Origin of the sequence: Pseudomonas fluorescens, assembly GCF_902497775.2 — a bacterium.
Classification (GTDB): Bacteria; Pseudomonadota; Gammaproteobacteria; order Pseudomonadales; family Pseudomonadaceae; genus Aquipseudomonas; species Aquipseudomonas putida_F.
Genome location: NZ_OZ024668.1, coordinates 5,157,944 through 5,171,461 on the forward strand (window position 1 = coordinate 5,157,944; position 13,518 = coordinate 5,171,461).

Genomic DNA, 13,518 nt, shown 5'->3' on the forward strand with positions numbered 1-13,518 from the left:
TGAACGGTACAGGTTGGGAGAGGCAATCAGTGACCCGGCGCGCGCTGGCGCCAGGCTTGGGAGCGTTGCAACAGGCCGCGCGAGGCCCAGGCCAGGAGCAGCGAAACGGTGGCGCTGGTAAGCAGGATCAGGGTCGACATCGCCGCCGCGCCGCCAACGTTGCCGGCGTCGTCCATGTTCAATACGGCAACGGCGGCGAGGATGGTGTCGGGGCTGTAGAGGAAGATTGCCGCCGACACCGTGGTCATCGCCGAGACGAACAGGTAGCGAATGATGTCGAGCAGCGCCGGCAGGCAGATCGGCACGGTGACCCGCAGAAAGTGCCGGTACAGCGGCGCCTTGAGCGACAGCGCAGCGGCCTCGAACTCGCCATCGAGTTGGCGCAGGGCAGTGGTTGCGGTCATGTTGGCGGTGGTCAGGTAGTGGGCGATGGTGCACACCACCAGCAGCGCCATGCTGCCGTAGAACACATGCAGCGGGTTGCTGCTGAGGTTGAAGAAGAACACGTAGCCCAGGCCCAGCACCAAGCCCGGTACTGCCATCGGCACAAAGCTGAGCAGGCGCAGCAGCAGGTTCAAGCCGCGCTGGCCCTTGGTTTTTTCCATCAGGTAGGCGCCGGTAAAGATCACCGCGCTGCCGATCAACGCCGTACCCAAGGCCATGGTCAGGCTGTTGCGATAGGCCAGCCAGCCGCCGCCAGCGGTTTCGTCGAACTGGTAGTGCTTGAGCGACAGGGACAGGTTGTAGGGCCAGAACTTGACCAGCGACGAGTACACCGCCATGCCCACCACCAGCAACAGCACCGCGCAGATCAGGATCACCACGGCCATGAAGCAGGCATCGCGCCGCCGCGACGGCTGTGGCTGGAACACCTGGGCACGGCCGCTCATCGAGTCGCCCTGGCGTCGGCGCAACCAGGCATCGACGGCAAAGCTGAGCAGCGCCGGCACCAGCAGGACCATGCCGATCAAGGCGCCACGGCCGAACTGCTGCTGGCCGACTACGGCCTTGTAGGCTTCCAGCGCCAGCACTTGATAGTCGCCACCGACCACCACCGGTACCCCGAAGTCGGTGATGGTCAGGGTGAACACCAGGCAGAAGGCGGCGAACACCGCCTGCCGGGTGGCCGGCCAGGTGATGCTGTGAAACGCGCGCCAAGGCCCGGCGCCCATGCTCGAGGCGGCGTCGAACAGACGCGCATCGGCCAGCGACAGTGCCGACAGCAGGATCATCAGCGCATGCGGGAAGGTGTAGATGGCCTCACCGAGGACAATGCCCCAGAAGCCATAGATGTTGTCGCTGAGCAGCCCGCGCAGCAGTCCCTGGTTGCCGAACAGGTAGACCAGGGCAATAGCCGGCAGCATCGACGGCGCCAGCAGCGGCAACAGCGAAATGCCGCGCCACAGGCCCTTGGCCGGAATCAATGTGCGTTGCAGGGCGTAGGCAAACAGGTAGGCCAGCGGAACCACGATGGCCGCGACACTGAGCGAGACCTTCAGGCTGTTGCCCAGCAGCCAGTGGAAGTTGGCGCTGGCAAACAGTTCGCGGGCGGCCACCAGACCGCCGCCCTGGCCAGCATCACTGCTGAAACCGCGCCAGAAGATCGCCAGCAGCGGCATCAGCACCGCGACAGTGAGCAGAAGCAGCAGCAACCATTTGCCGCCGACCACGAACAGTCGATCACCCAGCGAAACACCGGTGCGCTGGGCTGCCTTCGCGTGTGCGATCGGCATGGCGATTGGCGCGGCCATCTCAGGCAAACACCTGCAGGCTGCGCGGCGGCAAGGCGACCCAGATATCCTGGGAACCCAGGCGCGGCATCGACTCGGGGGCGACCTCGGCCAGCAGGGCATGGCCCGGCAGCTCGTTGAGTTCGAAACTCATGCGGCAGCGGTTGCCAAGGAACGTGATCTCGCGCACCCGCGCCGGGAACAGATTCTCTTCATGCACCGGCGGGTTGACGCTGATGGCCTCAGGGCGGCAGAACAGGCGGCCGCTGCGGGCCTGGCTGGCACCGTCGGCCAAGCGCATGTTCAGCGCACCGACCTGGGCATGGCTGTCGCTGTGACGCTGGAACGGCAGCCAGTTGCCCTGGCCGACGAACTCGGCAACGAACGGCGTGGCTGGCTTGTCGTAGATTTCCTGCGGGGTGGCGTACTGCTCGACCTGGCCGTTGTTCATCACGGCGATGCGGTCGGCCATGAGCATGGCCTCGTCCTGGTTGTGGGTAACCATCAGGGTGGTGATACCGAGCTGGCGTTGCAGTTGGCGCAGTTCGCTGCACAGGTGTTCGCGAACCCGGGCGTCGAGGGCCGACATGGGTTCGTCGAGCAGCAGCAACGACGGTGCCGGGGCCAGGGCGCGGGCCAGGGCCACACGCTGTTGCTGGCCGCCGGAGAGCTGCCCGGGGTACTTCTTCTCGCTGCCGCTCAGGCCCACCAGCTCAAGCATCTGCGCCACCCGCTGGCGCACTTCGTCACGACCGCTGCCGGCCAGGCCGTAGGCGATGTTGGCTTCGACGGTGAGGTTGGGGAACAGCGCGTAGGACTGGAACAGAATGCCGTAATCCCGGGCTTGCGGTGGTAGCTCGGAGATATCGCGCTCGCCGATGTACAGGCTGCCACGGTCCTGGCGCTCGAGGCCGGCGATGCAGCGCAGCAGGGTGGTCTTGCCACAGCCGGACGGGCCCAGCAGGCACACCAGTTCACCGGCGGCGACGTCGAGGGAAACATCGTGCAGGGCGGTAAAGGCGCCGAAGCGCTTGTGGATACCGCGCACCTTCATGTGTGCGCCTGGATTTGCGACCGCAGTGTTCATGGCAGGACCTCATCGAACGAATGAGGGTCATGCTAGGCGGGCAATGCGAAGGTTCTGTGGCGCAGAGGCAAAAGTTGCCGATAGTGGTATAGGCAGATTTTGGTGTGACCTGGATTGGCAAGGCTGCGCCTTGCATCGCTGGCTTGCCAGCGATTAGCTATATCTCTACCGCCGCAACTTCCTGAGCCAGGCCCAGAAACGCCGCCGGCAACCGCGCCTGGCGCCGTTCCTTCAGGCAATACAGATACTCATGCATCACCGGCGCGCCCTCCAGGCTCAGCACCCGCAGTTCGGGGTTATGCGGCACTTCGTGACGGGCAATGATACTGATGCCGATATTGCGCAGCACTGCCTCGCGAATCGACTCGCGGCTGCCAATCTCCAGCAGCGAGCCAACCTTCACCCCCGCTGCCTCCAGCATCTGCTCGGTCAGCTTGCGTGTGGTCGAACCCTGCTCACGCACCAGCAGGCAGTGCCCGGCCAGTGCCGACAGCGGCAGCGACTCACGACTGGCCAAGACATGGTTGCGATGCACCGCCACCACCAGCGGATCGGTGCCCAGCACCCGCCGCACCAGGCGCGCATCCTCGACCAGTTGCGACGATGCCGCCAGGTCCACCCGATAGTCCTCAAGCAACTCCAGCACCTGCTGGGAGTTGCCGATCTCCACCGACACCTCCACCTGCGGCAGGCACTCGCGGAAGATCTTCACCAGGTCGAGGATGTAGTACGGCGCCGTGGCGGCGATACGCAGGCTGCCCTGGCCCTGGCCGCTGTTGCGCAGGAAGAACTCGATGTCGGCTTCCTGCTGCAACAGGGCCTTGACCATCGGCAGCAGCCGCGTGCCATCGTCACTGAGAGTCAGGCGGCGGCCGCCGCGGTAGAACAGCTCCACCGCGTACTGGCTTTCCAGGTTGCGGATCTGCGTGGTTACCGTCGGTTGGCTGAGCCCGAGTTTTTTCGCCGCCAGGGTAATGCTGCCCAGGCGGGCAACCATGTAGAAGGCTTTCAACTCGGAACTCAACATACATCCTCTATTTACGCAGTAGGCGCAGGCCGTTGAAGACCACCAACAAACTCACGCCCATGTCGGCGAACACCGCCATCCACATGGTTGCCATGCCGGCGAAAGTCACCGCCAGGAAGATCGCCTTGATCCCCAGGGCCAGGACAATGTTCTGGGTCAGGATCGCCGCACTCTGGCGCGAGAGCCTGACGAAGGCCGGGATTTTGCGCAAGTCATCATCCATCAGCGCCACGTCGGCGGTCTCGATGGCGGTATCGGTGCCGGCCGCCGCCATGGCAAAGCCGATCTCGGCGCGGGCCAGCGCCGGCGCATCGTTGATGCCGTCGCCAACCATACCGACCCGATGGCCCTGGGCATACAGGTCCTCGATGGTCTTGAGCTTGTCGGCCGGCAGCAGGTTGCCAAAAGCCTGGTCGATACCGACCTGGGCGGCAATCGCCTGGGCCGTGTGCGGATTGTCGCCGGTGAGCATGACAGTCTTGATACCCAGCTCATGCAGTTCGGCAATCGCCTCGCGGCTGCTGTCCTTGACCGTGTCGGCCACGGCAAACAGCGCCAGCGGGCCGGTCTTGTCGAGCAGCAGCACGACGGTCTTGCCCTGACGTTCCAGCGCATCGAGCCGAGCTTCGAGTTGCGCCGAGCACAGGCCCAGTTCTTCGATCAGGCGATGGTTGCCGAGGTGATACAGCTCGCCATCGATCTCGCCGCGCACGCCACGGCCAGCCAGGGCTTCGAAAGCTGCGACCTCGCTCAGGGGCAGTTGCTGCTCATTGGCAAACACGGCAATGGCGCGGGATACCGGGTGGTCGGAGCGATCGGCAAGGCTTGCCGCCAGCGCCTGGGCACGGCCTTCGAACAGCGGCTCAAGTACCACATGGTCGGTTTGCACCGGCTTGCCATGGGTGATGGTGCCGGTCTTGTCCAGGGCGAGGAAGTCGAGCTTGCGCCCGCCCTCCAGGTACACCCCGCCCTTGACCAGGATGCCTTTGCGCGCCGCCGCAGCCAGGCCGCTGACGATGGTCACCGGAGTGGAGATCACCAGTGCACACGGACACGCCACCACCAGCAACACCAGGGCGCGGTAGATCCAGTCGAACCAGGCGCCGGCCATGAATAGCGGCGGAATCACCGCCACTGCCAGGGCGAAGGCGAACACTGCCGGGGTGTAGATGCGTGAGAACTGGTCGACGAAGCGCTGGGTCGGCGCCCGCGCGCCCTGGGCTTCTTCCACCGCCTTGATGATCCGCGCCAGGGTCGACTGCCCGGCCGCCGCCGTCACCCGGTACTCCAGCGCACCGGCCTGGTTGATGGTACCGGCGAACACCTTGTCGCCGGGGCCCTTCTCTACCGGCAGGCTCTCGCCGGTGATCGGCGCCTGGTCGATGCTCGACTGGCCGCTGACCACCTCGCCGTCCAGGCCAATGCGCTCGCCGGGACGCACCCGCACCAAGTCGCCCAGGGCGACCTGCTTGACGTCCAGCTCACGCCACTGGCCACCGGCTTGCTGCACGGTGGCAAGGTCCGGGCTCAACTGCATCAGGCCGCCGATGGCGTTGCGCGCACGGTCCAGCGAACGCGCTTCGATCAGCTCGGCGACGGTGAAGAGGAACATGACCATGGCCGCTTCCGGCCACTGGCCGATCAGCACCGCGCCGGTCACGGCAATGCTCATCAGTGCGTTGATGTTGAGGTTGCCGTTCTTCAGGGCAATCCAGCCCTTTTTGTAGGTACCCAGGCCGCAACTGAGGATCGACACCAGAGCGACCAGCGCCACCACCCAGGAAGGCGCCAGCTCGGCGAAGTGAATCGCCTCCGCTCCCAGCGCCGCGATACCGGCCAATGCCAGCGGCCACCAATGTTTTTTCACCGGCGCAGGCGCAGCGCCAGCTTCCTCGCTGGACTCGCTCAGCGGTTCAGCCTGCATGCCCAAAGAGGCGACGGCCTGCTCGATGGCAACGGTGTCGGCATGGGTATGACGTACGCCGAGGATGCGGTTGATCAGGTTGAATTCCAGCTGCTCGACCCCGGCCAGCTTGCCCAGCTTGTTCTGGATCAGGGTCTGTTCGGTCGGGCAATCCATGGCCTCGATGCGAAAACGGCTCAACCGCGCACCGGCACTGCTCGCCTCGCTCAACTGCACCAGGGCCGGTGCGGCGTCGTGGGAACAGCAGCTGTGGGCGTGCTCGGCATGTTCATGCTTGGCGTGATCATGGCTGTGGTCATGATCGTGAGGGGCTTTACCGGGGGTGTGGCTGACAGGCTGATTCATGGGTTCATCCTTAAATGTCCTGTTGCCAAGTGAACACCCTGTAGCCACTATAGGGTCAAGCCACTTGTCGAGGTATTTGCAGATGAAGATCGGAGAACTGGCCAAAGCCACCGACTGCGCCGTGGAAACCATCCGTTATTACGAGCGGGAAAACCTGCTGCCGGAGCCGGCGCGCAGCGAAGGCAACTACCGGATGTACACCCAGGCCCACGTCGAGCGCCTGACCTTCATCCGCAACTGCCGCACCCTCGACATGACCCTGGAAGAAATCCGCAGCCTGCTGCGCTTGCGCGACAGCCCGGATGACCAGTGCGAAAGCGTCAATGCGCTGATCGATGAGCATATCCAGCACGTCAAGGCGCGCATCGATGGGCTGCAGGCATTGCAGGCTCAACTGCTGGAACTGCGTCAGCACTGCCACCCCAAGGAGGTTCAGTGCTCGATCCTGCAGCATTTGGAGGTCAATGGCGCGGTGACGGCGCCAGAGGCGGAGCATTCACATGTGGGCAGAAGCCACGGGCACTGATTGAGGTACCTGTAGGAGCGGGCTTGCCCCGCGATGCGATGTGAAGGACAGATCGCTATCGCGGGGCAAGCCCGCTCCCACAGACAGCCCAGCCAGTTCAGTGGCAGAACTCAGACCGCCATCGGCGCCGTCATCGGCGCGTGGTGCTCGTAGCCTTCAAGGCTGAAGTCGCTCGGTTCGATCTTCTCAAGCCACTGCGGCTCGTACACACCGGTCTTGGCAAACTCCGGTACACGATCATTGATCACCAGCTTCGGCGCTGCCAGCGGCTCGCGCTTGAGCTGCTCATTGAGCATGTCCAGGTGGTTTTCGTAGACGTGCGCATCACCGATGAAATAGGTGAACCAGCGCGGCGTGTAGCCGGTCAGGCGGCCCATCAGCGACAGCAGGGCGGCGCCTTCTGTGAGGTTGAACGGCGTGCCCAGGCCCAGGTCGTTGGAGCGGATGTAGAGGGTCAGGGAGATTTCCTTGGTCTCGACATTCGGGTGGAACTGGTACAGCAGATGGCACGGTGGCAGGGCCATCTCGTCGAGCTGGGCGCAGTTCCAGCCGTGGAACAGGATGCGTCGGCTGCCCGGGTCGTTGTGGATGGTGTCGATGCACTGGCGGATCTGGTCGATGGCCTTGTACAGCACGACGAAGGCTTCGCCGTCTTCCTCGGCCTGGGCGATCTGCTGGAAGCCCTGGCTCTTGGCCAGTTCGATGGCGGCCGGGTTGCTCAGCGGGATGCGCTTGTAGGCCGGCCACTGACGCCATTGCACGCCGTAGATCTCGCCGAGGTCGTCATGGCCCTGGCGGAACGGGTTGGCCAGCCACTGGGCGTTTTCGTTGGCGTTCTGGTCCCAGACCTTGCAGCCCAGCTCGCGGAACTCGCCAGCGTTCTTCACGCCACGCAGGAAGCCGACCATCTCGCCGATCGCCGACTTGAACGCCAGCTTGCGGGTGGTGATGGCCGGGAAGCCCTTCTGCAGGTCGAAGCGCAGCATGGCGCCCGGCAGGCTGATGGTGCGGATGCCGGTACGGTTACCTTGGAGGGTGCCGTTTTCGATGACGTCGCGGACCAGATCTAGATACTGTTTCATGGCTTACCTGTAGCAAAGACGGCAGGGGATCGCCCTGCCGTGGAAAATCAAACGGCGGCCTTGGCCGTGGGTTTGCGGTTGTAGGCCCACCAGATCAGGAAGATGCCACCGACAATCATCGGCACGCAGAGCAACTGACCCATGGTCAACCAGCCGAAGGCGATGTAGCCAAGCTGGGCATCGGGTACCCTCACGAACTCTACGATGAAACGGAAAATACCGTAGAACAGCGCGAACATGCCGGAAACGGCCATGGTCGGGCGCGGCTTGCGTGAGTACAGCCAAAGGATCAGGAATAATGCCACACCTTCCAGGGCGAACTGGTACAGCTGCGACGGGTGACGCGGCAACTGGGCCGGATCGCTGAACGGCGGGAAGACCATGGCCCACGGTACGTCGGTAGCCTTGCCCCACAGTTCTGCGTTGATGAAGTTGCCGATGCGCCCGGCGCCCAGGCCAATCGGCACCAGCGGAGCGACGAAGTCCATCAGTTCGAAGAACGACTTGTTGTTGCGCTTGCCGAACCACAAGGCCGCGAGCATCACGCCGATAAAGCCGCCGTGGAACGACATACCGCCCTTCCACACTTCGAAGATCAGCGCCGGGTTGGCGAGGTAGGCGTGCAGGTCATAGAACAGCACGTAGCCCAACCGCCCGCCGACAATTACGCCCATGGATAGCCAGAACACCAGGTCCGAGAGCTTCTCGCGGCTCCAACTCGGATCGAAGCGGTTCAGTCGACGCGAGGCCAGCAGCCAGGCGCCGCCGATGCCGACCAGGTACATCAGACCGTACCAATGGATTTTGATCCATTTCAGGTCAAGGGCTACTGGATCTATCTGCGGATAAGGCAGCATGGTGACTCCTCTCGTTAAAGCAAAAAGCTCAGGCCGACGCAGAACAGCAGCGCGGCAAATAGCCGTTTGAGCAAGCGTGGCGACAGTTTATGCGCCAGGCGCGCGCCGAAGCGGGCGAAAAACATGCTGGTCAGGGCAATGCCCAGCAGCGCCGGCAGGTACACGAAGCCCAGGCTGTGCGCCGGCAGGTGCGGGTCGTGCCAGCCCAGCCACATGAAACTCAGGGCGCTGGCCACGGCAATCGGGAATCCACAGGCCGACGACGTCGCCACCGCCTGCTGCATGGGCAGGCTGCGCCAGGTCAGGAACGGCACGGTCAACGAGCCGCCGCCAATGCCGAAGATCGCCGAGGCCCAGCCGATCACGCTGCCGGCGACCGTCAGCCCGGGCTTGCCGGGAATGCCGCGGCTGGCCTTGGGCTTGAGGTCCAGGGCCATCTGCGCGGCGATCACCAGGGCGAACACGCCGATGATCTTTTGCAGCATCGGGCCCTGGATCGCCGAGGCGGTCTTAGCGCCGATGCCGGCGCCGATCAGTATGCCCAAGGTCATCCAGACGAAGATCGGCCACTGCACCGCGCCCTTGCGGTGGTGCTCGCGGATGGCATTGACCGAGGTGAAGACAATGGTCGCCAGCGAGGTACCCACCGCCAGGTGGGTCAGCACCGAAGCGTCAAAGCCTTGCAGGGTGAAACTGAACACCAGCACCGGCACGATGATGATGCCGCCACCGACGCCAAACAGCCCGGCCAGCACGCCTGCGCAGGCGCCCAGCGCCAGATAGAGCACGAATTCCATTGCCGCCCCCGTAAATTCAGTCCGGCATGGTAACGGAAGGTAGGCCTGTGGCTCTAGTGAAGACACATTAAGTCGATGGATCGCGTCGGACGCTATGGGTAGAGTGGGCAAAAACACAGAGGTCCACCTATGTGTCTGATCGTATTTGCCTGGCGGCCGGGCCATGCCCAGCCGCTGATCGTCGCGGCCAACCGTGATGAGTTCTACGCCCGCCCCAGCCGTGTGCTGGGGGCCTGGGAGGATGCGCCCGGGGTTTATGCCGGGCGCGACCTGGAAGCCGGTGGCACCTGGCTGGGTATCGGCCCCGATGGCCGTTTTGCCGCGCTGACCAATATCCGCGACCCGCATCAGCCCCAGGGCGCACGCTCACGAGGCGAGCTGGTGGCGGCGTTTCTGCGCGGTGAGCTGGGGGTTGAGGCTTATCTGGACCAGGTTGCCAGCCGCAGCCAGCAGTATTCGGGGTTCAACCTGCTGGTCGCCAACAGCACGCAACTGGGTTACCTGAATGCCCGGCAAGCCACACCGCAGCTGCTGGGCGAAGGGGTTTACGGTTTGTCCAATGCCGGGCTGGATACGCCCTGGCCGAAGCTGGTCAAGGCGCGGGCGGGGTTGCAGCAGCACCTGGCCGATCCGCAGCCGGAGCGCTTGCTGGAATTGCTTGGGGATAACCTGCCGGCGGCGGACAGCGAGCTGCCGGAGACCGGCGTGGGGATTGGCACCGAGCGCTTGTTGTCGAGCGTGTTCATTGCCAGCCAGAACTACGGGACGCGGGCCAGTACCGTGCTGATCGTCGAGGCCGATGGTCGGCGGCGGTTGCTGGAACGCAGTTTTGGGCCGCTTGGCGGGCATCTGGGGGAGGTGTGTTTGCAGGTCTGACGCTATCGCTGGCAAGCCAGCTCCCCCAAGGTCCGCGGTATGCAGTACCTGTGGGAGATTCTATGGTTGTGGGCAATCCACTTTTCCGTTTTTGCTAACGTATTCGCCCTGAGTTTTCATCAGGGCGAATGCGATGCGCGCAAGCTTTCGGGAGAGGATCACCAGTGCCTGGGTCGTCGCTTTGCCGTTACGCCGATGCTCCTCGTAAAGGCCCTTCCACGCTAATGAACGACTGGCTGACATCGCTGCGTTGTGGAGCAATCGACGTATTTCCGAACAGCCTCGTTTGGTTAAACGCCGACGTCCGACTTTCTGACCGGAATCTGTAATCCGCAGGTCCATTCCCAGAAAGGCGATGTATGAATCGCTGCTTTTAAATTCGCCTCTGATAAAGGCCATGACCAAGGCGGCAGCAGTCAGGAAACCGATACCTTCAACTGCCTGGCTTGCCAGCGATGGGCTGCAAAGCCGCCCTAAAATCACAAGGCCTTGCCCACCCCGGGCCCGATCATCCGCGCCAGCCCCAGATTCTTCAGGGCCAGCTGCAACGAGCTGTGGATAACTTGCGGGTTGTCGATGCCCATGGCCTGGGCCAGCAATTCCTTGGACTTGCTCAGGCTGACCTGACGCAACATCCACTTCACTTTCGGCAAGTTGGTGGCGTTCATCGACAAGCTGTCGAAGCCCATGGCCATCAACAGCACCGCCGCTGCCGGATCACCGGCCATCTCACCGCAAATGCTCACCGGCTTGCCTTCGGCGTGGGCATCACGCACCACGTTCTGCAGGGCCTGGAGCACCGCCGGGTGGAGGTAATCATAGAGGTCGGCGACACGCGGGTTGTTGCGGTCAACCGCCAGCAAATACTGGGTCAGGTCGTTGGAGCCAACCGAGAGGAAGTCCACCTGGCGTGCCAGCTCGCGGGTCTGGTACACCGCAGCGGGGATTTCGATCATCACCCCCACCGGTGGCATCGGCACGTCGGTGCCTTCGTCACGCACTTCGCCCCAGGCCCGGTGGATCAGGTGCAGGGCTTCTTCGAGTTCGTGGATACCGGAAATCATCGGCAGCAGGATGCGCAGGTTGTTCAGGCCTTCACTGGCCTTGAGCATGGCGCGGGTCTGCACCAGGAAGATTTCCGGGTGGTCGAGGGTGACGCGAATGCCGCGCCAGCCGAGGAAAGGGTTGTCTTCCTTGATCGGGAAGTACGACAGTGCCTTGTCGCCGCCGATATCCAGGCTGCGCATGGTCACCGGCAGCGGATGGAAGGCCGCCAGTTGCTCGCGATAGATCGCCAGTTGCTCCTTCTCACTGGGGAAGCGCTGGTTGATCATGAACGGCACTTCGGTACGGTACAGGCCGACGCCTTCGGCGCCACGCTGCTGGGCGCGGGCGACATCGGCGAGCAGGCCGGTGTTGACCCACAGCGGCATGCGGTGGCCATCGAGGGTGATGCAAGGCAGTTCGCGCAGGGCGTCGAGGCCCTGGGCCAACTGGCGTTCTTCTTCGACGACTTCGGCGTACTGCTTGCGCAGTACTTCACTGGGGTTGGTATAGACGTCGCCCTTGTAACCATCGACGATCATGTCGATGCCGTCGACCTTGGAATACGGCAGGTCGACCAGGCCCATGACGGTCGGAATGCCCATGGCCCGGGCCAGGATAGCGACGTGGGAGTTGCCCGATCCCAGTACCGAGACCAGGCCTACCAGCTTGCCTTCGGGCACCTCGCCGAGCATCGCCGGGGTCAGCTCTTCGCTGATCAGAATGGTGTTGTCGGGATAGACCAACGACAGCTGACGGGCCTCCTGCAGGTAGGCCAGCAGTCGCCGGCCCAGATCCTTCACGTCGGAAGCCCTCTCACGCAGATAGGCGTCGTCCATCAGCTCAAAGCGATTGACGTGCTCGCCGACCACCTGGCGCAGCGCGCCCTGGGCCCACTGCCCGGTCTTGATCACCTGCACCACTTCACCGCCCAGGGCGGCGTCTTCGAGCATCATCAGGTAGACGTCGAACAGCGCGCGTTCTTCCGGGCGCAGCTGGGTGGCGAGTTTGGCGGAGAGGTTGCGCATGTCTTCGCGCACCCCTTCCAGGGCGTTGTTGAACAGTTTCAGTTCGGCGTCGATGTCATCGACGTTCTTGTCCGGCACCACATCGAGGTCGGCCGGTGGCAGCATGACCACCGCCTTGCCCACCGCAGCGCCGGGTGAACCGGGCACGCCGACGAACTTGGCCTCCTGTATACCCTTGCCCTGACGGCCCAGGCCGCGGATCGAGCCGGTGGCCTCGGCGTGGGCGATAACCCCGGCCAGTTGCGCGCTCATGGTCACCAGGAAGGCTTCTTCGCCCTCGTCGAACTGGCGCCGCTCCTTTTGCTGGATGACCAACACCCCGACCACGCGGCGGTGGTGGATGATCGGCGCACCGAGGAAGGAGGCAAAACGCTCCTCGCCGGTTTCGGCGAAGTAGCGATAACGCGGGTGGTCGGCGGCGTTTTCCAGGTTCAGCGGCTCTTCGCGGGTACCGACCAGACCGACCAGACCCTCGTTGGGGGCCATGCTGACCTTGCCGATCGAGCGCTTGTTCAGGCCCTCGGTGGCCATCAGCACAAAGCGGTTGGTCTCGGGATCGAGCAGGTAGACGGAGCAGACCTGACTGCCCATGGCCTCTTTTACGCGCAACACAATGATCCCCAACGCCGTCTTGAGATCCTTGGCGGAGTTAACTTCCTGGACGATCTTGCGCAGCGTATTGAGCATGGCTCGGGGTCGAACTCCGTCGTCAGTCGCGCGCCAGCAGGCGCGGGGCAAGCTCTTTGAGAGCGCGGCGGTAAACCTCGCGCTTGAATGTCACCACCTGGCCCAGCGGATACCAATAGCTGACCCAGCGCCAGCCGTCGAACTCCGGTTTACCGGTCAAGTCCATCCGCACCCGTTGCTCGTTGGAGACCAGGCGCAGCAGGAACCATTTCTGTTTCTGGCCGATGCACAGCGGTTGGCTGTGGGTACGGACCAAGCGTTGGGGTAAACGATAACGCAACCAGCCGCGGGTGCAGGCAAGAATTTCAACATCATCTCGCTCCAGCCCCACTTCTTCGTTCAGCTCGCGGTACAGGGCATCTTCCGGCGTTTCCTCGGGGTTGATACCTCCCTGGGGAAACTGCCAGGCATCCTGGTTGATCCGTCGAGCCCATAGCACCTGTCCAAGATCATTCGTCAGAATGATCCCGACATTGGGGCGAAAACCATCGGGGTCGATCACGGCAGC

The 13,518-nt window shown here is 63.6% G+C and carries 11 protein-coding genes and 1 pseudogene; 2 read left to right on the forward strand and 10 right to left on the reverse strand.

Annotation, left to right across the window (positions count from 1 at the left end; all coding sequences use genetic code 11):
• Positions 1–26: 26 nt before the first annotated feature.
• From F8N82_RS23745 to F8N82_RS23760, 4 genes are all read right to left on the reverse strand, one after another.
• Entirely contained in the window at positions 27–1,751 is a 1,725-nt protein-coding gene (locus F8N82_RS23745) for a putative 2-aminoethylphosphonate ABC transporter permease subunit (protein ID WP_038997690.1), read from the reverse strand.
• 1 nt (position 1,752) lies between these two features.
• Complete coding sequence (locus F8N82_RS23750) at positions 1,753–2,817, reverse strand: putative 2-aminoethylphosphonate ABC transporter ATP-binding protein (RefSeq protein ID WP_038997691.1); 1,065 nt, start codon at positions 2,815–2,817, stop codon at positions 1,753–1,755.
• 157 nt (positions 2,818–2,974) lie between these two features.
• On the reverse strand, positions 2,975–3,844 hold the full coding sequence (locus F8N82_RS23755) for a LysR family transcriptional regulator (protein ID WP_150776883.1): 870 nt from the start codon (positions 3,842–3,844) through the stop codon (positions 2,975–2,977).
• Positions 3,845–3,851: 7 nt separating this feature from the next.
• Complete coding sequence (locus tag F8N82_RS23760; RefSeq protein WP_038997692.1) at positions 3,852–6,113, reverse strand: heavy metal translocating P-type ATPase; 2,262 nt, start codon at positions 6,111–6,113, stop codon at positions 3,852–3,854.
• Positions 6,114–6,195: 82 nt separating this feature from the next.
• Here F8N82_RS23760 and cadR point away from each other — a divergent pair, with 82 nt between their 5' ends.
• Entirely contained in the window at positions 6,196–6,639 is a 444-nt protein-coding gene (gene cadR / locus F8N82_RS23765) for a Cd(II)/Pb(II)-responsive transcriptional regulator (protein WP_038997693.1), read from the forward strand.
• Between the two features lie 110 nt (positions 6,640–6,749).
• On the opposite strand, the gene F8N82_RS23770 is transcribed toward cadR, so the two are convergent.
• Genes F8N82_RS23770 through F8N82_RS23780 form a run of 3 tightly spaced genes read right to left on the reverse strand, consistent with a single transcriptional unit; the run spans position 6,750 to position 9,375 of the window.
• Complete coding sequence (locus tag F8N82_RS23770) at positions 6,750–7,721, reverse strand: thymidylate synthase (protein ID WP_038997694.1); 972 nt, start codon at positions 7,719–7,721, stop codon at positions 6,750–6,752.
• 47 nt (positions 7,722–7,768) lie between these two features.
• Complete coding sequence (gene lgt, locus F8N82_RS23775; RefSeq protein ID WP_038997695.1) at positions 7,769–8,578, reverse strand: prolipoprotein diacylglyceryl transferase; 810 nt, start codon at positions 8,576–8,578, stop codon at positions 7,769–7,771.
• A gap of 14 nt (positions 8,579–8,592) precedes the next feature.
• The gene (locus F8N82_RS23780; RefSeq protein WP_038997696.1) at positions 8,593–9,375 is read right to left on the reverse strand and encodes a sulfite exporter TauE/SafE family protein; all 783 of its coding nucleotides are present in this window, start codon (positions 9,373–9,375) and stop codon (positions 8,593–8,595) included.
• A 129-nt stretch (positions 9,376–9,504) separates the two neighbouring features.
• On the opposite strand from F8N82_RS23780, the gene F8N82_RS23785 reads away from it, so the two are divergent.
• On the forward strand, positions 9,505–10,251 hold the full coding sequence (locus F8N82_RS23785; protein WP_038997697.1) for an NRDE family protein: 747 nt from the start codon (positions 9,505–9,507) through the stop codon (positions 10,249–10,251).
• A 60-nt stretch (positions 10,252–10,311) separates the two neighbouring features.
• Here F8N82_RS23785 and F8N82_RS23790 read toward each other — a convergent pair.
• The 3 genes and pseudogenes from F8N82_RS23790 to F8N82_RS23800 all read right to left on the reverse strand — a co-directional run.
• A pseudogene (locus F8N82_RS23790) lies at positions 10,312–10,695 on the reverse strand (transposase); the annotation flags it as partial.
• A gap of 35 nt (positions 10,696–10,730) precedes the next feature.
• Positions 10,731–13,010, reverse strand: coding sequence for a phosphoenolpyruvate--protein phosphotransferase (gene ptsP, locus F8N82_RS23795; protein WP_038997699.1), 2,280 nt, complete (start codon positions 13,008–13,010; stop codon positions 10,731–10,733).
• Between the two features lie 22 nt (positions 13,011–13,032).
• Positions 13,033–13,512: an RNA pyrophosphohydrolase gene (locus tag F8N82_RS23800; RefSeq protein ID WP_010222140.1), complete on the reverse strand. Its 480-nt coding sequence runs from the start codon at positions 13,510–13,512 to the stop codon at positions 13,033–13,035.
• Positions 13,513–13,518: the final 6 nt, after the last annotated feature.